This is a genomic window from Nostoc sp. C96 (assembly GCF_059384975.1).
Genome location: NZ_CM182020.1, coordinates 3,190,472 through 3,212,712, shown reverse-complemented (window position 1 = coordinate 3,212,712; position 22,241 = coordinate 3,190,472). Strand labels below are relative to the sequence as shown.

Genomic DNA, 22,241 nt, shown 5'->3' with positions numbered 1-22,241 from the left:
AATCCTCAAAATGTTGTGATTTATTATTCCCGGATATATTATATTTTTTATAAACTAGAGCAATAATTTACAAAGGAATTTGGATGATAAATTCTGTACCTTCACCCAGGACTGAGTTACAGTATAATTTTCCACCGTGGGTTACTTCGACGATTTGTTTTGCTATAGCCAATCCTAATCCTGTACCTTTCCCTACAGATTTAGTAGTAAATAAATTGTCAAATATTTTTGATTTAACTGATTCATTCATTCCCTTGCCATTATCAGCAATAGCAATTTGAACTAGATGATTTTCGAGGGAAGCGGTAATTTTAATTCGGTTAGGATTGGCTCGAATATGATCAAAGTTGCGTCCCTGATTTGATTCTTCTAAAGCATCAATAGCATTGGCTAAGATATTCATGAATACCTGATTTAATTGCCCAGGAAAACAATCAATTTGAGGTAAATTCCCGTAGTTGGTGAAAACTTCAACCGCCGGACGTTGTTCGTTAGCTTTGAGACGATGTTTCAATATTAAAACTGTGCTGTCAATTCCTTCGTGAATATTAAATGGCACTTTGTAATCTTTGTCAGCACGGGAGAAGGTGCGGAGTGAAGTGCTGATATTTTTTAATCTGTCACACGCCATCGTCATAGAATCAATTAGCTTTGGTAAATCATCTAAGATATATTCCAAGTCAATTTCGACCGCATGATCGAGAATTTCTGCACTCTGGTTTGGTAAAGTTTCTTGATAGAGTTTTAAGTGTTCGACAATATCAGCGAAAGTAGGTTTAGCTTGTTTGAGACTGGCAGCAATAAAACCCAAGGGATTATTCATTTCATGGGCTACGCCAGCAACTAAGTTACCCAATGCAGACATTTTTTCACTTTGAACAATTTGTAATTGAGCATTTTGCAAGTTGTGTAATGCCTGTTCTAACTGTTGAGTAGATTCCTGAGAACGCTCATATAGTCGGGCATTTTGTAGAGAAATCGCGGCTTGAGTGCAGAGTAAGTTGAGGAGTTCGACGCGATCGCTCGTGAACGCCCCCGTAACTAAACTGTTTTCTAGGTACAAAATTCCTACCAACTTGCCTTGATGCAAAATCGGACTGCACAAGATACTTTTAGGCTGTTGACGCAGTATATACGGATCGTTGGCTAAAAGCGGATCTGCTGTCGCATTTACCAGGACAACAGTTTGATTGCTGTGCTTGACTTTGTAAATTAGTTTGTGGGGAATATCTTGACTATCCTCAACAGGAGTTCTCTGCAATACAACTGGCTTTGTTCCCTGGGTGATAGATCCTTTAATTAACAGGCGCGAGTCTAGTAAAAGCATTAACACGCATTTATCAGCCCCCGCATTTTCGATGACGATTCTCAATAACGATGCCAGCAATTTTTCCAGTTCGATTTCACTGGAGATCGTATGGGAAGCTTTGAGAATCGCTTTTAAATCTAGGGTATTTGAGACACTGCCGCTAGAAGTGGCTCCACTGGTGGAGGTGACAGTCCCCAAGGGGATGATGGTTTCGTTAATTGAGAGGGTCGAACGGGTTTGCTGTAATATGGGGACAAGTAGTTGGGGATAGCGTTTTTCTAAATCGGCAACTTTGGCTTTTGCACCCCATTTGGCGTAACAATAGTAAGCTTCTTGCATATAGCCTGCGGCAACTTTGGCTTTACCCCAGCCCAGGTAGAATTTAGCTGCCAGTTCGTTAGCTAAGGCTTCTTCTTGGATGTAGCCGTTGGCTTTAGCAAGACAAATAGCGCGATCGTAATATTCCTCTGCTTCATAATTCTTGCCTAATACTCGATATTTTTCTGCCTCTACCAAATCCAATTTATGCTGGTGATTCATGGGTGCATAATCCGCCCATTGCTTTAACTTGGTTTGGTTTTCTGTTACACATTGCAATGTTGCCGATGTTTCATCTAACTGTGGATTCAATTGTGCCAAAGTCAGCAGAGAATCATAAAGATAAAATACTGGTTCGCTGACTAATCCCGCACCAGCCATAAAATAGCGCCTGACTTCAATAGCATGATTTTTCGCTGGCTCAATTTCTCCAAACAAGAAACAAAGCATTAATTTATATAAATGGAAAATATACAATCCATATCCATCATTGGTGGATTGTAGCTGCTGGAGAAATTCTGTTTCTTCCAGGGCTTTTCCAGACAAAAGAGTGGTATTCTCTGCCAAACCAAGCAGATTTAAAACCGGTTGCCAATAAATCCGACAATAGTTTGCGGTTGTCAATTGATTTATCTGCATTAAACTATGGCAGTAGGCGGAAATATCCTGCTCTAAGGTAGCCAGGGGTTGATTACACCAAAAAGAATTGAGACAAAAAGTGTGTCCATTATATCCAGCAAGTACCAGGTTTCCAAATTCTAAGGCACTGGTGTAACCTTCTTGCAAAAGGGGTAATGTTTCTTGAATGTGAGATTTGCGGTGTACGATAAATATCCCCAAAATCATCAAAATCTCTGTTTTAGTGGCTTTGGCATCGAGTTTTGAGATGATCTGGAGTGCCAGAGAACCAAACTGCGTTCCTGTATCTACGATTTGGAAGAAATTGCAGAGAATATTGCCATAGTTCACATAGCCGAAAGTAGAATTCGATGTGTTACCATACTGAATAGAGAGTTTAACGGACAAAGTATTCAGCAATGGGTACAACGGTGAGCCAGTGAGGTAAGCTGCTGGGCTGATGATATTGCCAATCTTCAGAATAGCGAGTTTTTCGGCATCTTGCATTTGTGGCAAGTTAACCAAATCAGCAATTTGCCTATTTCCAATCAGTTGCTCAATCTCTTGGATTTCTTGTTGCCAATCTGATGGTGTCGGTGTTTCAGGAAAGGTAATACCAAGCTGTTGTAAGACTGGTTGAGCAAGTGCGATCGAACAAGTCAATTTACTTTGAAAAATCTGAGATTGAATTCTAATGCAATAAACATTAACCTTTTCTAATAAAGAATGTGCCTTTTCAATGACAGTATCAATGAACTGTTCCATCGACTCAAAATTACCATTTAGCAGTGCTACTTCTGCTGCTAATTCATGCAAGGCAAGGGTCATTTCATACTGCTGCTGCCAAGTATTTTTTCCCAACAAAGACAATCCCACTGTGACATATTCACGCGCTGCTTGATAGGCGGTAGAATTTTTGGCTTTGCGAGATGCAATCAGATTAAGTTGTGCTAGTTCATTTCGTTGAGTTTGTTCGCTAATTAAAGCCGTGCCGTAATTTAATTGATTGACGATTTCAAAAATCCGGTCTTCTCTTGCTTGTGCGGAAATCTGTTGTAGTAGCAGTTGTCCGATTTGGTAGTGAGTCGTCTGTTTTTGGTCATCAGGAATCAGGGAATAAGCTGCTTGCTGTACTCGGTCATGTAAGAATTTGTATGTAACAATCAGTTGATTTTCCGATGTACGTGCTTGATTTTCTTGCCCGACATAAAACTTATAAATATCACCAATTGGTAAAATCAACCCTTCTTGCAAAGCTTTCCACAAAGCCGCAGCCGTCTCAATTTCCGATTGCTGCGAAACAATTGCCAAAGTTGCTAAATCAAAAGAGTTACCAATACAAGCAGCTAACTGCAAGACATCTTGTGTTGATAGCGGTAATTTTTGCAGTTGCCAACTCATAAAAGTTACAACGTCATCTGTAACTGCTTGAGCCGTCACTTCTGATATATTGCATTGCCAACAGCCTATCTCAAAATCAAATTGAATTAATCCATCTTGATGCAATGCTTTGAGAAACTGTGTGGCAAAAAACGGATTTCCTTGAGTTTTTTGATAAATCAATACAGAAAGATGCCATGCTAAATCTTCTGAACATTTTAGTGTATCAGCAACTAACTTATTTACTTGCACTTGACTCAGTGGTGCTAAAGTAATCGTATTAATCTTTGCTTGTGATTTCGCAATTTCATTCAAAGTTAACATCAATGGATGTGTTGGATTGACTTCGTTATCTCGGTACGCACCGATAATGAAAAGATGGCTTGTATCAGCCATTAATAGCTGCATTAACTTGAGCGATGCCGAATCTGCCCATTGCAAGTCATCTAAAAATATTACTAAGGGATGTGATGCACTGGTAAAGACTTGCGTAAACTTTTGGAATAATAAATTAAAGCGATTTTCTGCCGCTGTTCCTGATAACTCTATCGCTGGTGATTGTTCGCCAATAATTCTGGAAAGTTCGGGAATTACTTCAATAATTACTTGACCATTTTCGCCAACAGCCTCTAAGATTTTATTTTTCCATTGCGCTAATTGAACATCACTTTCTGTTAGTAATTGTTCCATTAAATCCCGGAATGCTTGCACAAATGCACTGAAGGGAATATTGCGTTGAAATTGGTCATATTTACCTTTGATAAAATAGCCGCGCTGCCTGACAATTGGTTTATGTACTTCGTTGACAACCGCAGTTTTACCAATACCGGAAAACCCAGCAACGAGCATCATTTCTGTAGCACCAAGGCTTACTCTATCAAAGGCTTGTAGCAGGGTTTCTACTTCAGTTTCGCGTCCATAAATTTTATCAGGAATCAGGAAGCGATCGCACACATCACGCTGTGCAATTTCAAAGGATTTAATTTCACCAGTTGCTTCTAGCTGCTGTAAACAATTGTCTAAGTCAAACTTTAATCCTAATGCACTTTGATATCTATCTTCGGCATTTTTTGCCATCAATTTCATGACAATCTCACCCAGAACTGAAGGAAGTTCTATTTTGGGATTACTTAACTTTTCTGGGAGTTTTGCCAAATGAGAATGTACCAACTCCATTGGGTCACTAACTTGAAAAGGTAACTCTCCTGTAAGTAATTCATAAAAAGTTACACCGAGGGAATAGAAATCTGTGCGATAATCAATCCCACGATTCATTCTCCCTGTTTGTTCTGGAGATATATAAGCTAGTGTTCCTTCTAAAACATTAGGATTGATTAGTGTTTGCGTTTCTCGTGGTAGTAAAGATGCAATGCTAAAGTCAATTAATTTAACTTGTTTGGTTTCGGGATTAATTAATATATTACTGGGTTTAATATCTTTATGAATGATGCGATCGCGGTAGAGTATATCTAAGGTATCGCACAAAGCGATCGCTATCACTAAAAACTCTTTTAAAAACGCGACACTTTGATTTTGGGCAAAATAATCGGTGAGAGAAATTCCCCCAAAGTCTTCCATTACCAGTGCATAGCCATTTTGGAAGGGTTCGAGGCTATAGGTTTGAACAATCAATGGTGAGTTGAGATTTTTAGCAATGGTATACTGATTGCGAAACGACAAGAGTTCATGGAAGCTAGGAAAAGAATTTTTCAGTAATTTAATCGCTACTGGTACTAAGTCGGATTCTCTAACTGCTCGATAAACTTGGGTTCTAGAACCACTGTAGAGTTCTTCAATGATGCGATATCCAAGAATACTAGCAACAGCACTAACCATACAGCTAAATCCTCACTATTTCTGGTGGATTTAGTATTCCCAGATCGTTAATGATAAGTGAAGAATAGAAGCAAATTGTCAAGCATGGTATTTGCTGTGTTAGCATACTCCCTACCCTGAAGGGTTGAAATCTGTGTCAAAATTTACGTGGGATGGCATAACAGCTTCTTTTAAAAGTAAAAACTAATATTTTTTATTTCTAACCTGCGGTAAAAGCTGAGATTGGTATTTTTGAATTTCCTCTAAAATCTCTTGGCGTTGTGGATGACCTTCACTCTTATTTACTAATGGAAGCGAATTCGTCTAATACAATTACCTTTGGCTGTGGCTCAGGATTGTTTGCATCTGGTTCTAGGGAGTTCATAATTTTTATCTTTGAAGTGTGTTTGTTTGAGTAAATTTTATAAGCGCATTTTAATGTTTATATATTCGCTTACTTTCGCTCCAAGCCACAAAACCAATACCTAAAATTACGCTCAATCCTACTATAAAACCTGAACGACAACCACCAGTGAGCAACAGCATAGCTAAAAATTCAAGCCCAACATAAGCTGTTTGCTTGAGTGAATAAAAAATACCTTTAGTTGGTGCGTTAGGTTATCTTAATTTACGTCCTGCATTACGCACAAATATTGCTCCAGATTTTGCCGGAGCAAATAGATAATTTTATCTTAGCGATCGCTGCTGATCAAAAAATAGATTATGGGAAAAAATAATACCCATAATCTAGAGTTTTACAGAGTTTACTACTTTTGAAATCAGCCTAATTTTTAGCGGGAATTATAAGCAACTAGATGAAGTACATCACGCACTATGCTATAACCATTTAAATCCCACAGTAGATAAGCAAGAAAACCAATCATAGCTAAACGACCGTTCCAAAGTTCAGTCTGGGGAGTTATTCCAGCTTCCAAAGCATTACGATCTTTGCCATTGTATGCGGTTTCTGTTTTATCACTAGGATAACGTTCCATTGTTAAATTTCCTAAATAGAATCATTTCATTTCTTATAGTAGTTACCAAACTACATACTATTATCTGTCTCTAGTTTCAAATCACCAGTAAATCTTGAGAGAGAGTTTTCAAAATCAATAAATATCACAAAAGATAAGTATTATTTATCTACAGATACATAATTTATAGATGAGTAAAATTTCCGAATATCAACATTTTACTCATCAATGTTATGGCTAAATTGCTAGTGAAATACTGCTTCAGTTAGAGGAATTATAAATTTTGCTATTAATTCAGCAATGAGTCTAATTCAAGCATAAATCTTACGTATGAGGAAATTTTCGTACTTGATACTCGGCTGACTCTATTAGCTGATAAATATCTCCTAATGCTTGAGCAAATTTACTATCAATAACTGCTAAGTCTGCTTCAGAAATAGCTTGCCACTGTTCTCTTGTTGCCCAACGAATAATGAAAGTAACTTCTGAAAGATTGTGTGGGTTAATCCAAACTTCTTTACTGAGGAAACCGGGATACTTAGCTAAGGCTGTTGTCCAAATTTCTGCATCTTGTTGGATAAAACTTTCTCGCCGATTTGGGTCAACCTGGAATTTTAGCAGTTCTATAACCACACCTATTCATTCCTTCTGTTTGCTAATTTGCCAAAATAGAGATGTAGGCTAGAATTAACTCCGCTTCCAGCATAGCTTGATTGCATACACTCAAGAGCAAGGAGGCTGGTTTGAAATAAATAACAGGAAGGACGTATGGATAGCAACAATTGGTTGCAACAGCTAATGATGGTAGGAATTGGTACAACGTCTTTGGTAGCAGAAAAGTTGCGAGAAGTCAGTGATGAATTAGTCAAAGACGGCAAGCTAAATCCTGAGCAAGCTAAGGCGGTAATGGATGATATTGTACAGCAGTTAAAGTCGGAGCAAGGAAACTGGGATGTTCAAATGCAAAGACAAATGCGGAATATGATGCAGGACTTAGGGGTGGCGCGTCAGTCTGAAGTAGATGAGCTACGGGGAAGAATTGACCGTTTGGAACGTCAAGTACGTGATTTAGAAAATAAGCTTTGGCGTTAAATCTGTCCTTTGTGATTTAAACTAAATGTGTTCTGTTAGTATTGCTTTTTCCAAACGACCTCAGTAGGGAGGACTAATTTTGAAAGCAATTTTACTCAGCGTGGGTGTCATGCTGGTTTGTGTTGTGGTTTTAGTGTTAGGGCAATTAGGCAATAAACAAGATACTGCCATTGCTGCTAATTTGACTCAATCGCAATCATCGCCCACTACCATTACAAAAAACGATACTCTAATAGCGAACAACACTATGTCTGATAAAAATGTTGTCACTACTTCCTCTGGGCTGAAATACGTTGAAATCAAAGAGGGAACAGGGGCAACTCCTCAGTCTGGCCAAACAGTTGTAGTTCACTACACTGGCACTTTAGAAGATGGTACTCAGTTTGATAGTTCCCGCGATCGCGGCCGTCCTTTTAGCTTTCAAATCGGAGTAGGACAAGTGATCAAAGGTTGGGACGAAGGACTTAGCACAATGAAAGTTGGGGATCAGCGTGAGTTGATTATCCCCGCAGAGTTAGGCTATGGTTCCCGTGGTGCAGGTGGCGTAATTCCACCTAACGCTACCCTAATTTTTGATGTAGAATTGCTTGATGTTAAATAAAGTATGAAGTCTGAAGTATGAAGTCTGAAAATTTTATACTTTCAGACTTTATGCTTCAGAATTTAGTAATTTGGTCTTGCTAGGTTTTTAAACTTGGTATATTGCGGGTCGAATAACAATTTCACTGTACCTGTTGGGCCGTTGCGGTGCTTTGCTACTATGACTTCAGCAATGCCGCGATCGGGGGTATCTGGTGAATAGTATTCATCGCGGTATAGCATAATCACCAAGTCCGCATCTTGTTCAATACTGCCGCTTTCTCTCAAATCAGATAACATTGGTCGCTTGTTGGTACGTGCTTCTACGCCGCGACTTAACTGGGATAAAGCAATTACAGGCACAGATAATTCACGGGCTAAACCTTTGAGACTTCGCGTAATGCGAGATAATTCTTGTACGCGGTTATCACCTGCACCTTCCATTAATTGCAAGTAATCTATGACAATCAAGCCTAAATCTGCACCTTGTTCGGCTTGCAGTCGTCGGGCTTGCGATCGCATTTCGTTAACGGTCATATTCGGCGTATCATCAATATAAATTGGCATCTCGGAAAGCATACCAATCGCCCGACTTAAAGGTTCCCACTGGGTTTGGCTGATGCGTCCACTCCGCAGATAACCAGATTCAATTCCCGCTTCACTCGCTAATAGTCGCTGTACTAGCTGTTCTTTAGACATTTCTAAGCTAAAAACCGCGACTGGTAATTTATAACCAGCAGCAATATTATGAGCTAGGTTCAAGCAAAAGGCTGTATTGTGAACACAGATATCATTAGCCACAAAATTGTGTGTTTTAGGAATTGTTAAGTCATAGACTTGCTTGTAACCTACTAGCTCAATTGCTACAATTTCATCCCAGTAGATATCACTAGTAGCTAACTGTTGTAGTTGTAAATTTTCTAAAGCAGTTGCTAAATTCCACAGCCGTTCTCTTTTTAAAGCACGTTTACCGACGTGCATATTTGTATAGTTTTGAATACCAGCACGTTTGGCTAAACTTGCCCAAGATTCGTTACCTTTAGCGATCGCTATCTGTTCCCAAATTTCAACTGGAATGAGGTCACAATTAGTTTGATATCGCTTTTGTGATATTGCTTCTGCAACTTTTTCTAAGGCTGCTTCTTTACCAAAAATCCCAATTTCTGAGATAAATGTTTTGATACTCTGAGCATCAGTGATGTCTAATTGCCAAGCTTGTCTGCGAGTGTCTTGATATTTCACCAAACGTTTTTTCAGTCTGGCAATAATGCCAAATCGCAATAATAAATGTTGTATTTGTCTTGCAAGTTTTTCGCTGACAGAACAGTAACCTAATTGTGATTGACCGCTTGTAAGTAAAGTTGCCCATCCATCTGTAGCAAACAGACGATTGAGAAACATAGCTATTTGCGATCGCTCTACCTGAAAAACAATGGCTGGTACTGTTTTAGTATGAGCATCTTTACCCCATAACCCTAATTTTTCTAACCAAACTGTGAGGGCATTACCACTAGTCTTGCTGATGCTAGTAAATCCATGAGGTGCAAATTCTTCGGCTTCCGTTTCGAGAAGTATACACAGTTGCTTAAAGGTATCAGAATTTGGTACACACTGCCCTTGCTGCCAAATACTGAACAAAGATGGACTAACATCTAACTCACAACTCAATTGTCTAGCAGTTAAACTTTGAGACTGAACTAAAGTTTTTAAGCGTTGAGCAAACAACTGTCTTTGACTAGCAATAAATTCTAAATCACCTCGAACACAAAGTGATGGTGTGTGTTGTCCTTGGGAAGTCTCCCAGCGCACAGCCAAACCGCCAAAATCAGCCACAGCTTGAGAAAATTCTGCTTGGAGTAACGGATTACTATTTGTAAATCGTGGATTACTATTAGTTAAACCACCATCACCGATTAAATAGGCGAGTAATTTCACCTCACATTCACGCAGAGTTTTTGTGCCAAATACATCTATTTTGCGCGGTACAGCAATTCGCTCTCCAACTTGGATATTTGCTAATTTTTGCCAGCCTTGAATAGTTAGAAATGGATGGGTAATTGTGGTTTCAATGGTTCTTCCCAAGCGAGTTGTTACCCGAAAAACAGGTTTGATGCCATCATCTACAAATGCTGATGGTTGGGTAAAGCTAAATTTCCAATTATCATTCAACGTCAATAAGGAGGCTTGTCGTTGTTTGTACAATTGTTCAATAGTGGTAATTTGTCCATCTGCCAAGACGATTTCTGAATCCAAGCTGAGACATTTCCCCATTGACGGCCTGCCAGCGACGATAATTAAATCAGAACGCTGAAAACCGCTAGTCATAGCATCTAAATCATAAAAGCCGCAAGGAATCCCAGGTAAAGCAATACCTTGGTGGCGCGTTTCAATATCTTGAAAAGTATTGACTAAAGTATCAGAAATATGTACTAAACCCGATTGAGGCCGTTCTTGGGTGACACCAAAAACTTTCTGTTCGGCTTTATCTAAAACTAGTGGTAATTCGGTTTCTGTTTCATAACCAAGATGGACAATTTCGTTGCCAGCTTTAATTAACTGTCGCCGCAGGTATTTTTCCATAACTAATCCTGCTAAAGCGTCAATGTTAACCGCTGAAACTGTACGGTCTACAAGGGTAGCTAACTTATTTCTACCGCCAATTTTGGCTAGTAAATCATTATCTGTTAACCAGCTAGTAATTGAAAGTAAATCTGTAGGTTTACCTTGGGCGTGAAGACGCAAGGCGGCTTGATAGATTTCTCTGTGGGCGCTAATATAAAATGCTTCGGCAACTAGGCGATCGCTAACTCGACCAATCGCTTCTGGATCTAATAAAATTCCCCCCAAAATCGCTTCTTCTGCTTCAATATTTTGGGGTGGTAGGCGATCGCTACCATCGCCTTGAAAACTTAGTTCTTCCGCCATAATGCGATTTTGGATGAGTAATGAGGATGTCTCTATTACCCTTATAGTCCAAAATCTGCGAGAGAACACAGTTGCAACTCGGTGATTACTGACAACTTGCTGAAGAAATTAGCAACCACAGATTTAACACTGATAAAACATCTGTGTGTATCTGTGGCAAAATCTCAGCAAATCGTTAGCTGGCAACAACTTCAACGTCGATTTGCGCTGTTACGTCTGAGAACAACTTAATTTCCGCTTTGTAAGTACCCAGCTTGCCAATATCGGGGATGGTAATACCACGACGGTCAACTTCTTGGCTGGTAGCTGCTTGAATTGCATCTGCTACGTCTTGGCTGGTAACAGTACCGAAGATTGCTTCGTTTTCACCAACTTGCTTGGCAATTTTCAAGCTGCCAACTTTTTCTAAAGCAGCTTTTTGTTCTAGCGCTTGTTGCTTGAGTTCTAATTGCCGTTGACGCTCTTGTTCACGACGGCGTTCTACTTGCTTGAGAATACCAGGAGTAGCACGGGTTGCTAAACTCTTGGGAATGAGGTAATTTCGAGCATAGCCAGGAGCTACTTCTACTAAATCGCCTAATTTTCCTAACTTGCTGACATCTTGAGTCAAAACTAACTGTACGCGTTTCGCCATTGTTTTCTGTTTTTCCTGTAAAATCTCAATAACTTGGGTTGCAGCAGGATAGCCTACATGAGTGTAACTGTATCCCAAGCAGCTTTGTCTATACCCTAAAGCTTACAGATCCTAGCGAAAGGCGGGGGGCGATCGCAACTGTTTAGTAAGTCAAAAGTCAAAAGTCAAAAGGAGCCAGTGCGTTGGGCGGCTCTGCCGACTTGAAGCAACTGGCGTTCAAAAGAATAAAAATTGAGATTAGCAAGGGTTTTTGACTTTGTTAGTTTACGTAAAAATTTTGCGAACTTGTTTTTTGACTGTTTTGATTGTTGTTTCCCATTGACTTTGTTTTGGGGGTGCGGGAATTTCCGCCGATGGTATTGCTGGATTTAAATTGCGGTAATGTTCCCAAATATCCCAATAAGGACAGCCTGGTTGAATGTGAATCCCAGCCCAGTGCAAGAATTGCAGAGGTTGATTAACTGTCGGGTCAATGAGAATTTGACCTTGTTGCTGAAACTGGGGGCTACCCGCCCAATTTCCTGGGGCTTTCCCTTCTCGACGCACAATATTAAAACGCCGGGGAATTCGCTTCAGCAGGAGATAGTTGAGAATTGGTTGATCAGAAACTTTTTCGCTAAAGTCAAAATACTCTGGATGGGCGGCACATTCTGCAAAGGTGTCGTATAAATCTTGTTCGGAAAAAATATTTTTCTTGGAACCCCAAAAACCACTATTAAAAATATCTTTGGTTTCAGCTTGAGTAAATACTTGTGCTTCTACAACATGAGGACTAAAAACATTTTTTATTCCGCCTAAATGTTGATAATCGCAACAAATAAAGTCGTATTCTGCTAAATAATTAAAGTTATTACTGAGTTTTTCAAAGACCACCACATCAGTATCGATGTACAAAAATTCATCAAAGGGGCCAAACCAACAAGCTGGTTTACGGAGTTTATTGGGACTGGCAAAAAATTGTCCACCAAAGATGTCAAATAACTTCTGGGAAAGATGATTAATGAAATCTAAATCTTCATATACCTGCACACCATAATGTTGATTGAGTATTGCAGCTATATTGTGATAGTTTTCATTATATGGAATCATGATGATCGGAATATCCGGGTCTGTTAAGCGGATACTATTCAACAGAGCGATCGCATGATCTGTGACTTTATCGTTCGCAAAAATATAAATTCCCCGACTCATCTTATTTCCCTCCTACTGCCAAACCTAATTTTTTGAGAATTCGTTTACCTAAACTCGGAGGCGCATTATAAGCTTTGGGTTTAGTTGTAAATTTTGGTCGCTTTTCTGGCTCTTTCAAGTAGCGATAGTGCAAGAAAATATCTCTGTAAGGAAAATCAATATTTTCTCCAGCACAAAGGCGATTAAATAGTTTAGAAGATAAGCCAATATAATGCAGAAATGTTAATTTATTACCTTTGTCGTAAAGCACATTTTCCCGGTTAGCAAATTGTGGTGAATTAGCACAACAACCTGTTAATTGATTTTCTGGTAAATTGAGAGAAAAGTTGTAATAAGATACATTACTTTTCATTCTCATATAATTCAGTACAGACTGGTTAGGAGCGCCCATATACAAAATTTCTGAGTCGCCATTATTCAACTGTGATAGTAACCATTCTCTTTGTTCGGGGGGAAATATACCTCGCTTAGAAGCATAAAAACCAGAACAGAAAATTTCTGAGGCAATACGCTCTTGGTTAAATACTTCATACAGCTTAGGCGATGAAATTTTAAATATATGACCAGGGTCTTTATATTGAAAGTCGTAGGCAACAAAATCATATTCATCTAACTTGTCAAAGACAAAATCTAAGGGCTGCATGACTAATGTGTCAGCATCCAAATAGATAAATTTTTCAAAATAACTGCCTGGATCAAATGCACAATAACGGCGATTTTCCCCAACGCGATAAAATTTCTGAATGCCTTTAGCTTGCCAAGTTTCAATCGCTGTTGGGTGAGATTGCCAAACACGATGAGAAAATTCTTCCCAACGAGCAAAAATTTCTGGATCTTCTAAAAGAGTGACATTTTTTCTGGATGCAACTTCAGCACGTACTAAATCTATCTGATCATTATAAGCAATCACGCATACTGGCACATCGCCAGCATTAACTTCGATGCTATTGAGTAAGGCTACAAGTTGGTTGTAGACATAATCATTAGCCAAAGTATAGATGCCATTTGTCATACAGTTTTATCCATTATTTTTCACAAAATTTCCTAGCCAATTGAGCAGATTTAATTTGTGCAGAATTATTTGACGAGCTTCCGCGATCGCATCTTTGGCTGCATACCAAGCATCAGGGGTAGCAGTTACTTCTTGAATATAAGCGATGCCTTTTTCATCCAAGCTGGGTAATCTTAAAAAACTCCCAGGTGGTAATAATTTATCTGCCGCAGGGCCGCCATAGTATATTGGCAAACACCACGCTAGTAGAGCATCCCAAAGTTTTTCACTTACATACCAATTATTATCTGCATAGTTTTCAATTGCCAGATTGTAATAATACGGAGCCATACCATACCATTTATTACCAAGCTCACCCTGCGATTTTGCTGATGTAGGTAAGTCACGCCCATACAAATCAAATTTAATTTCGCTGGACTGCATCGATTGCAAAAAACTTAACCGTTGACGATGATTAGCTGTACGATTAATTCCAGAAGTAATCCAACTACAGGGAGCAACTTTTTCTGGAGGCGGCATTTCGTTTAAATCTTTAAATGAGTTGCTGTGATACCAAATAGCTGGCATATATTCAGGAATTGGTGCAAAATCATCGGGGCCAGAAACATAGCCACAATATTGTTGTGCTGTGTGATAAACTTTTTTATGTTTTCCTACTACTTCATCTAAGGGCGGTTCTCGCATGAGGTAAATTATTTGTTCTTTGCTGACTCCCCGAAGCAAAGAATTAATATCTACTTCTGGCGATCGCTGTTTTTTTTGCAGGCGACTTAACCAGGTTTCTTTGGGCTTTTTGAGTATGTGCGGAAAATCAAATTGATACATTAATAAAAACTCAGGCTTACTAGCTAATGCCTGAATTTGGATGTTTTGCCAAACTCCAAAAGGATGGGGTGTTTGTTGCCACAGCCAATCGCCTTGAGTCTTCAAGGCTTTATAGCTGCTAATCATACCAACTTTTGTGATTTGCATTTGATTTCTTGATTTTGGGTGATTTAATACAGTTACTGGATTAAGCTACAAGTTGAGGACGATAAGATTCATCAACATAACTGAGAATTTTGGCAGCGCGATTTTCCCAAGAAAATTGTTGGACAAATTCGATGGTATCTGGATAGCCATCAATTTTTTTGGGATGAGTTTCTAAAACTTGTTGGAGGGCTGCGGCAAATTTAACGGGGTTATCTGGTTCACACCAAGCTGCGATCGCTACAGTATTTTTAAATTCCATTAATGAGGGAATTTCTGTTGCCACAATCGGATTTCCCGAAGCTAAATAATCAAATAGTTTTAAGGGTGAAGTAAAAGTAGCAGCTTTTCCCGAACAATGGGGATGAGCCAAAATATCGGCAGCTTGCAATAAAGGTGCTAATTCATCATGTAAAACATGACCCAAAAAACAAATATTATCTGTTTGTTTGGCTTGGGCTAATTGTTGATAATGTGCAACTTCGCTTGGTTTACCACCAGCACAAGCAAACTGCACATTTGGCATTTGTTTGGCAACATCAATTAAAATATCAATGCCTTTAAATTGTTGAAGCGCCCCGGCATAAACTACTAAATGCGATCGCTGATTTTGCAAAAGTTTCTCTCGCCATGCGGCTGCTTGTTCTGGCTGTCTCTCCATGAATAAGCGATTGAAGCCATTGTGGATTTTAATCAGTTTTTCTGCTGGCATTCCATGTTTAATCATGCTTTCACGGACGGTATCGGCAACTGTGACAGCAACTTGAAATAATGGATGGTTGACTATTTCTGGTTCAAATTGTTTATCTTCATGGTGGTGATGCTCATAAATTGCTGGCACACCATTTTGAATTGCTGCTTTGACAAAATTCCAATTCCAAGTGTGGACAATTTTGGTAGTTGACCGAATATGAAAGGGAAAATAATACTTTGTAGCGATGGTTTTAGAATTAGTAAATTTATTTTTAAAATAATCAATAGGCCAAGGCATTGGTAGCCTAGCAACTTGTAATTTATCTTGCAAATTGTAATATTTAATAACGCTTTCTGGCGGTTTTTCTGGTTGAAAAGGCTGTAATAAATGAACTGGGTTCATTGCTTCCCAACCTTTTTGGGGATAAATCAAAACTGTAGGACAACCTAAGTTGGCGGCTCCATTGGCAGCGTTAGCAGCCTGGACGTAATAAGCGTCTGGTTTGGGTAATTCTTCGGTAAGAAAGAAGTTATAGTTTTTTTGTAAACTATGGTTTTTCATAAATATTATATTTTGTCTTCAAATTTTTCTAGTTTATCAATTAATTCAATAGCAGAATTATAAGCATTTGTAATCAATTGATGTTGTTCTTCAGGAGTGTAAATGGCAGTTTCAGAAAGGGAACGCAGATTGTTTAAGCTAATGTTTAAACAGTCACGAAACTCAGAAAACATCAAATTAAAGCGTTGATATCGATGATTGAGGTTTTGATTGGCTTCTGTGGAAGAGAGAAATCGCTCTTGAATTTGCATTTTCAAAATGTCTTGAAAAATATCAATTGTGGTGATAATTCTCAAAGCAGATTTATAAGATTCTTCGATTAATTCTTGCTGTTCTTGGGAATTATCGATTAAATCATCTATGAGTAACCCCAACACGCCAATCATTGAGTTGAGGCGGGTGCGAATTTCGTGGGAAATGCGGGTTAAACTTTGATGTTGTTGAGCGTTATCATCTGGGCGATCGCCAAACTGCATCGTATACAGGCGAGAATAGTAACCACCTTTTTGTAAAAGTTCTTCGTGGGTTCCGACTTCTACCACTCGTCCTTGATCGAGGACGGCGATTTGATTAGCTTTTTGGACTGTGGAAAGACGGTGGGCGATGACTAAGGTGGTGCGATCGCGGCTTAAATCATCCAATGCTTCTTGGACTAAACGTTCGGAAACCGTATCTAAAGCGCTGGTGGCTTCATCTAAAATGAGAATTTCGGGATTTTGCAGTAAGGCGCGGGCGATGGCTAATCGCTGTCTTTGTCCCCCCGATAACATTACGCCGCGATCGCCAATTAAGGTTTCAAATCCTTGGGGTAATTTGCTGATAAACTCGTAGGCATTCGCCCGCTTGGCGGCGCTGATGATGTCATCTTCCGTCGCTTCTGGTCGTCCGTAGGCGATGTTATTCTTAACGGAATTATTAAAGAGAAAGGTGTCTTGGCTAACAATTCCCATTCTCTTGCGTACAGATGTGATATCAAATTTCCGCAAATCTGTACCATCTAAGTTAATACTGCCAGCGATCGGGTCATAAAATCGTGGTAAGAGGTCAGCAACAGTTGATTTCCCCGCGCCAGAACCACCAACTAGCGCCAAAGTCGTACCACGCGGTAAAAATAAATCCACATCTCTGAGAACTAACTTCTCATGACCAGGGTAAGCAAAGGAAATGCAATTAAAATGCACTCCTTCTTTTAACTGGGTATAGATAATTTCACCTTTAGGCATAAAAGGCTTATCATCTAACCTTAAAAAATCTGTGACTGCTTCGACACTGGCGCTGGTGCTGGCAAAACTGCTTCGCAGTCCATTTAACTGGGAGATTAATGGTAGCAGTCGCAACAGGATTAATAAATATGTGAGTAATACTGCGGAAAGAGAAGCAATTTGATTAGCAAAAAAAGTTTTACTTAAAAATACAATCAAAATTAAAGCGCTAATTCCCATAACCTCACTCAACGGTGCGATTACTTCTGAATTAGCCTGAGATTGGAAATCTGCTTTTTCCCGTTCCCGAATTAATTTTTGAATTCTGTGATATTCTTTGCCTTCGTTACCTGTTGATTTAACTAACCGAATGCCGTTGAGCGTCTCTAACATTGAAATTGAATAAGCTTTCGACATTTCAGTTAGCTGCTTCCCAAATTTTTTGGCACGGGCAATAGCGTATTGATTTACCAATGTCACTAAAGACAATAAAGCGGTAGAAGCTAATGTTAACTGCCAAGAAATTGATAGCAATAAACCAATAAATACTAAGATTGTAATCCCTAAAATAGCTAATTTGAATGTATTACCAATAGCTGTAGCAGAGCGCCCAATTTCTCCGCCAAGACGGTTGATTAAATCACCAACTTTCATCTTGGCGTAATAATCTATATCAATTTCTAGTAATAATTTTAATCCGGCTTCGCGCATATCTGACATCAACATACGCGTTAAAGAATTAGATACTAATGAGCTTGTATAGGTAGCTAAATTCTTTAAAATAATTACCAATATAATTGCCCCAGCCATGACTATGATGCGGTAATTATCTGGTACACCATCAAAGGGAGTCATGATTTTTTTGAGAATTGCTGGCGCTTTAGTTAAATCAACATCTTGCCCGACAATTTTTAAAATAACCGGCACAATTAAAGCTGTGCTGACACCATTAAACAAGGCTCCAGAAAATCCCAAGACTATAGTCAGCAGAATTAAACCTGGATAGGGTTTGGCAAATCTTACTAGTAGCTGCTTGGTAGACATTGCGGATTTATCAAATTTTATATATGCTCAATACAATATTATTCATAAATTAATTACCAAACCAGCTAATCCTCAAATAAATATTTTTAAATTGGCTTTTTGTAATAACAAATCATCATGAGACGGGCATTAGCCTATCATTTAAAACTAATGTTTACAACCGCGCAATTACTGACTTGAGAGTGGCTGCCATCGCCTCAATGCTATATTTTTCCACACATCTTTGTCTCGATTTTTTGCCGCGTTCATTGGCAGCATCTAAATCTTGAAAAATGAGTTGAATTTGCTCGGCAATTTGCTCAGGACAACCAGGTTCAACTAAATAACCTGTGTCACCTAAAATTTCAGGAATATCGCCAACTCTTGTGGATAATACAGGTTTGGCCATTGACATACCATCTGTCAATTTTAACGGGAATTGCGCCCGCGTTTCGGGAGTGTCTCGCTGGGGAACAACTATAACATGAGCCGCCGCAACCACATCAGGCATCACATCTGCGGGATAATTGGGCAATTTGATAATCCAGCGTCCCCATTTTTGTCGGAGTTCTTCATCATAATTGTCGTAGGGACTACCACCTACAATTACTAGTTTTAGGTCTGGTTGATTCAGTGTATCTAAAGCAATCAAAACGTCTTCTAGCCCTTTATAAGGTCTAGGTGCGCCAGGAAACATTAAGATGCGATATTCAGATAAACCATAGCGATTTCTACTTTCTTCAGGTTGATATTTAGCCGGATCAAATAAAGCAGTATCTTTGCCGTTAGGCACAGAAATTCCCCCAAACCGCTTTTGCAAAAAGCTAGTATGTGTTGTGATAGCATCAGCACGCTTGACCAAATTTTCCATCCATTTAATATATAAAGGATGGTAGGGAATTCTTAAAACACCGTCTTTTTTGAGTATGTCTTTAGCTAATTGTTTAAGTGAGGGTTTATACTGCCAAGCATCGCCACCATACCAACTAAGTTCCCAATCATCTATGTCTACGATTACTGGTTTTTTACTAAATAATTTCTTAATTAGTGCAATTCCAAAGCTGGCTACTTGCGGCTTAATTGCATAAATAATATCACCATCAATTAATTTTAAAATTTTGTTGATAGATTTAAAAAATCCAGGATAATTACCACCTTCAACAGTTTTTAATTGAGCTTCTGAAGGAATCGCTCGGTATAATTCTTTATCAAATAAAAAACCGATAATTTCTACTTCACAATCTAATTTATGTAAAGCTTTTTCTAAAAGTGAAGCTCGAATAAAACCATCGTTAGTTGATAAATTCCAAACTAGTATGGATATTTTGGGTTTATCTTTCATTATTAATCATATTCCTTGAAGATAAATTATTTTTGTCGCCAGGGATTTGTTACTTGATCAGGCAAAAATAACTGAGCGAGTTTATCAAATATTCTCGTGTACAAGGAACGAGTAATATTTTTAGCATACTGAGGTCGGTAAGGATAGGTACAATGTAATACTTTAATTTCTTGATCAATTTTGTAAGCATCTTTCCACTTACTCAAAAAATTATACGTAGGTGGTAAGACTTTCATTTTAGGTTTAACGGTGGCGATCGCAGTAGCAAAAGCTCCTTGATCTCGTAATAATAATTTATCTTGATGTTCAGTGATAATTCCAAAATATCTTTGAAATTCACTAAATAATTTCTTGGTTTCTTCAGTTTTCCGAAAGGCAATTAAGCCGCTATTATATTGAATATCGTTTTCTTGGAGTGGGAAGCCTACAGATTGAAGAGTTTGTAAAACTTTATCTAAGTTTTCTTGTTGACTACCACGCAGTAAATTGGTAGCTTTTGATATATCTGGTTGGACATCTTCAGTTAACAATAAGTCAAATTCATCTAAAGATTCAAAGACATCATTAATATTAGTTAATAAGCAAATATCTGAATCTAAAAAAATTGTTTTATCAAATTCTGACGCATTATATAAAGAGACTTTAGCCAGTCGTGATGCTAATACTGTATTTTCATGCTTTGGTGCTGGCTTGAGGATGACATTTTTAAATACTTTTAAAAAAGGATATAAAATTGGCGGAACCTGGTCAATTAAAACAATTATTGGTTCATGATGAAATTTGCGGATTGCGGCTAAAAAATGAATGCAGTCTTGAAAAGAATACAATCCAGTTAAGATGGTAATAAATCCTCTGGTTTCTTTCATAAGTTAATTATTAATTGTATGTATTTGCAAACATTATTAATCTGCTATTTGTGTCATCAAAAGTTCTGAAAATTGGTTAAAATTTACAAAATATTGCCAAGCTAACTTTTTATTTAGATGTTTGAATATCTATAAAATGCAGCTTGGAAAATAATTATAGAGATTACGCCAGTTAGATATGTTGGCAATATTATATAGGTGTAGTTGATGTTGTTGTAGAAGTTCTAGTTTTTTCAGCAAACATAGGTGTGCTGATAGATGATGAATCTTGTCATCTAGACCATCATAATACACAAGGTAGGAATGATAGATGCTATTGATGATAAATTGAATAGTCAATCGCGCCTTACCAGTCGATTAATTTTAACTGCCCTGTTTGAATCTGATCTAGGATGCGGTTAACCTGGCGACGGACTCTATCGTTGATTAGACCATCAGTAAATGCTTGAGAAAGTAGCAATGTATGGTCTTGACGACTCAGCTTTCCTGATGAAATTATTTTATCTACTATTTTTTTAATAGCAATTTCTGATTGACTATCAACACTAATGTAGATAGACGGGCGATCGCTCATTACTTCTCCTGAGAAATGTAAAAAATTACAGCAATATTTGCTAACTGAAGTATAGGTAAATGCACCCCAGATCAAGATTAATGTTGGTAGCCAATAGCAAATATGTACACCATTTGATAACAGTCTTTTTAGCTATTTTTAGAACTAAAAAGAACACAATAAATCTAACTTCGGATTTATATATACTCCCAGAGGATTTTTACTGATAAAAATAACTGTTTTTGATGAGTTTTTATGTTGCCTTCAGTATTACCACGGTTGTAGATTAACATGCTTGATGCAGTTTACCCGCTAGAATAAATAAAACCAAAAGTTTACGGTATCTCAAAAATACCAAGAATTTATTAATGTAAGGGAGTTAAGAGGAAATGCGGGTACTCCGTCTTGAGGCGCTCTCAGATAACTACATATTCTTACTACACAATACGCAACAAAATATTGCCGCCGTTGTCGATCCAGCAGAAGCAGAACCAGTTTTGAGCAAACTAGCAGAACTCAATGCGGAGTTAGTAGCGATTTTCAACACTCACCATCATCATGACCATGTAGGTGGTAATCAACAGTTAATGCAACGCTTCCCTAAACTGACTGTATATGGTGGTGCGGAGGATAAAGGGAGAATTCCCGGACAGCAGGTGTTTCTGCAACAAGGCGATCGCATTTCCTTTGGCGATCGCCCGGCTGAGGTCATCTTCGTTCCCGGCCATACCCGCGCCCATATTGCTTACTACTTCCCACCCCACACAGCAGACGAACCGGGAGAATTATTTTGTGGCGATACTTTATTCGCTGGTGGTTGTGGTCGCTTATTTGAAGGTACACCGACACAAATGGTGTCATCTTTAGAAAAACTGCGTTCTCTCCCAGATAATACCCGTGTCTGGTGCGCCCACGAATATACCTTAAAAAATTTACAATTTGCCCTCACTGTTGATGGTGAGAATACTGACTTACAACAGCGCTATGCAGAAGTAAACACTTTTCGCACTCAAGGAAAAGCCACTGTCCCTTCTTTATTGGGAGTAGAAAAGCGTACCAATCCATTTTTGCGTTGGGAACAACCATCCCTACAACTAGCCGCCAACAGTAATGATGCAGTGCAAACATTCGCCCGCATTCGGGGAATGAAAGATAGGTTTTAATGATCAATGGTCATTAGTTAT

Annotated in this window: 16 protein-coding genes; 3 read left to right on the top strand and 13 right to left on the bottom strand. The window is 38.6% G+C overall.

The features are described 5' to 3' along the window. Positions 1-67 precede the first annotated feature (67 nt). From AC504W_RS13720 to AC504W_RS13710, 3 genes are all read right to left on the bottom strand, one after another. A complete protein-coding gene (locus AC504W_RS13720; protein ID WP_494878340.1) occupies positions 68-5,461 on the bottom strand; it encodes a trifunctional serine/threonine-protein kinase/ATP-binding protein/sensor histidine kinase in 5,394 nt (1,797 codons plus the stop codon). Positions 5,462-6,231: 770 nt separating this feature from the next. Next, on the bottom strand, positions 6,232-6,435 hold the full coding sequence (locus tag AC504W_RS13715; protein WP_494878339.1) for a high light inducible protein: 204 nt from the start codon (positions 6,433-6,435) through the stop codon (positions 6,232-6,234). A 303-nt stretch (positions 6,436-6,738) separates the two neighbouring features. Beyond that, positions 6,739-7,047 carry a TIGR03792 family protein gene (locus tag AC504W_RS13710; RefSeq protein WP_494878337.1) on the bottom strand — a complete coding sequence of 103 codons (309 nt, stop codon included), beginning with the start codon at positions 7,045-7,047 and terminating at the stop codon, positions 6,739-6,741. 135 nt (positions 7,048-7,182) lie between these two features. Here AC504W_RS13710 and AC504W_RS13705 point away from each other — a divergent pair, with 135 nt between their 5' ends. After that, a complete protein-coding gene (locus AC504W_RS13705) occupies positions 7,183-7,506 on the top strand; it encodes a phasin family protein (protein ID WP_096576996.1) in 324 nt (107 codons plus the stop codon). 79 nt (positions 7,507-7,585) lie between these two features. Beyond that, positions 7,586-8,107: an FKBP-type peptidyl-prolyl cis-trans isomerase gene (locus AC504W_RS13700; RefSeq protein ID WP_494878335.1), complete on the top strand. Its 522-nt coding sequence runs from the start codon at positions 7,586-7,588 to the stop codon at positions 8,105-8,107. A 62-nt stretch (positions 8,108-8,169) separates the two neighbouring features. Here AC504W_RS13700 and dnaB read toward each other — a convergent pair whose 3' ends face one another. The 10 genes from dnaB to AC504W_RS13650 form a co-directional block, all read right to left on the bottom strand. Further along, entirely contained in the window at positions 8,170-11,010 is a 2,841-nt protein-coding gene (gene dnaB / locus AC504W_RS13695) for a replicative DNA helicase (protein ID WP_494878333.1), read from the bottom strand. 175 nt (positions 11,011-11,185) lie between these two features. Continuing rightward, positions 11,186-11,644, bottom strand: coding sequence for a 50S ribosomal protein L9 (rplI, locus tag AC504W_RS13690; protein ID WP_096584900.1), 459 nt, complete (start codon positions 11,642-11,644; stop codon positions 11,186-11,188). 264 nt (positions 11,645-11,908) lie between these two features. Next, positions 11,909-12,835 carry an Npun_R2821/Npun_R2822 family protein gene (locus tag AC504W_RS13685; RefSeq protein WP_494878331.1) on the bottom strand — a complete coding sequence of 309 codons (927 nt, stop codon included), beginning with the start codon at positions 12,833-12,835 and terminating at the stop codon, positions 11,909-11,911. Position 12,836: 1 nt separating this feature from the next. Then, positions 12,837-13,847: an Npun_R2821/Npun_R2822 family protein gene (locus AC504W_RS13680; RefSeq protein ID WP_494878329.1), complete on the bottom strand. Its 1,011-nt coding sequence runs from the start codon at positions 13,845-13,847 to the stop codon at positions 12,837-12,839. Between the two features lie 6 nt (positions 13,848-13,853). Continuing rightward, on the bottom strand, positions 13,854-14,819 hold the full coding sequence (locus AC504W_RS13675) for a glycosyltransferase family 10 domain-containing protein (protein WP_494878327.1): 966 nt from the start codon (positions 14,817-14,819) through the stop codon (positions 13,854-13,856). Positions 14,820-14,859: 40 nt separating this feature from the next. Beyond that, positions 14,860-16,071, bottom strand: coding sequence for a glycosyltransferase family 4 protein (locus AC504W_RS13670; RefSeq protein ID WP_494878325.1), 1,212 nt, complete (start codon positions 16,069-16,071; stop codon positions 14,860-14,862). Positions 16,072-16,076: 5 nt separating this feature from the next. Next, the gene (locus AC504W_RS13665) at positions 16,077-18,317 is read right to left on the bottom strand and encodes an ATP-binding cassette domain-containing protein (RefSeq protein WP_103125421.1); all 2,241 of its coding nucleotides are present in this window, start codon (positions 18,315-18,317) and stop codon (positions 16,077-16,079) included. Positions 18,318-18,471: 154 nt separating this feature from the next. Further along, positions 18,472-19,638 carry a glycosyltransferase family 4 protein gene (locus AC504W_RS13660; protein ID WP_494878322.1) on the bottom strand — a complete coding sequence of 389 codons (1,167 nt, stop codon included), beginning with the start codon at positions 19,636-19,638 and terminating at the stop codon, positions 18,472-18,474. A 26-nt stretch (positions 19,639-19,664) separates the two neighbouring features. Beyond that, the gene (locus tag AC504W_RS13655) at positions 19,665-20,504 is read right to left on the bottom strand and encodes a putative nucleotide-diphospho-sugar transferase (protein ID WP_494878321.1); all 840 of its coding nucleotides are present in this window, start codon (positions 20,502-20,504) and stop codon (positions 19,665-19,667) included. A gap of 346 nt (positions 20,505-20,850) precedes the next feature. Next, complete coding sequence (locus AC504W_RS13650) at positions 20,851-21,078, bottom strand: hypothetical protein (RefSeq protein WP_494878320.1); 228 nt, start codon at positions 21,076-21,078, stop codon at positions 20,851-20,853. 368 nt (positions 21,079-21,446) lie between these two features. Between AC504W_RS13650 and gloB the strand changes: the two genes are divergently transcribed. Continuing rightward, positions 21,447-22,220 (top strand): hydroxyacylglutathione hydrolase, encoded by a 774-nt coding sequence (gene gloB / locus AC504W_RS13645; protein ID WP_494878319.1) that lies wholly within the window; start codon positions 21,447-21,449, stop codon positions 22,218-22,220. Positions 22,221-22,241 lie beyond the last annotated feature (21 nt).

Coding starts and splice junctions, on each gene's coding strand:
- AC504W_RS13680 (WP_494878329.1), bottom strand. CDS start 13,847: ATGACAAATGGCATCTATACTTTGGCTAATGATTATGTCTACAACCAA.
- AC504W_RS13720 (WP_494878340.1), bottom strand. CDS start 5,461: ATGGTTAGTGCTGTTGCTAGTATTCTTGGATATCGCATCATTGAAGAA.
- AC504W_RS13715 (WP_494878339.1), bottom strand. CDS start 6,435: ATGGAACGTTATCCTAGTGATAAAACAGAAACCGCATACAATGGCAAA.
- AC504W_RS13670 (WP_494878325.1), bottom strand. CDS start 16,071: ATGAAAAACCATAGTTTACAAAAAAACTATAACTTCTTTCTTACCGAA.
- AC504W_RS13705 (WP_096576996.1), top strand. CDS start 7,183: ATGGATAGCAACAATTGGTTGCAACAGCTAATGATGGTAGGAATTGGT.
- rplI (WP_096584900.1), bottom strand. CDS start 11,644: ATGGCGAAACGCGTACAGTTAGTTTTGACTCAAGATGTCAGCAAGTTA.
- AC504W_RS13650 (WP_494878320.1), bottom strand. CDS start 21,078: ATGAGCGATCGCCCGTCTATCTACATTAGTGTTGATAGTCAATCAGAA.
- AC504W_RS13660 (WP_494878322.1), bottom strand. CDS start 19,638: ATGAAAGATAAACCCAAAATATCCATACTAGTTTGGAATTTATCAACT.
- AC504W_RS13685 (WP_494878331.1), bottom strand. CDS start 12,835: ATGAGTCGGGGAATTTATATTTTTGCGAACGATAAAGTCACAGATCAT.
- AC504W_RS13655 (WP_494878321.1), bottom strand. CDS start 20,504: ATGAAAGAAACCAGAGGATTTATTACCATCTTAACTGGATTGTATTCT.
- dnaB (WP_494878333.1), bottom strand. CDS start 11,010: ATGGCGGAAGAACTAAGTTTTCAAGGCGATGGTAGCGATCGCCTACCA.
- AC504W_RS13675 (WP_494878327.1), bottom strand. CDS start 14,819: ATGCAAATCACAAAAGTTGGTATGATTAGCAGCTATAAAGCCTTGAAG.
- AC504W_RS13665 (WP_103125421.1), bottom strand. CDS start 18,317: ATGTCTACCAAGCAGCTACTAGTAAGATTTGCCAAACCCTATCCAGGT.
- gloB (WP_494878319.1), top strand. CDS start 21,447: ATGCGGGTACTCCGTCTTGAGGCGCTCTCAGATAACTACATATTCTTA.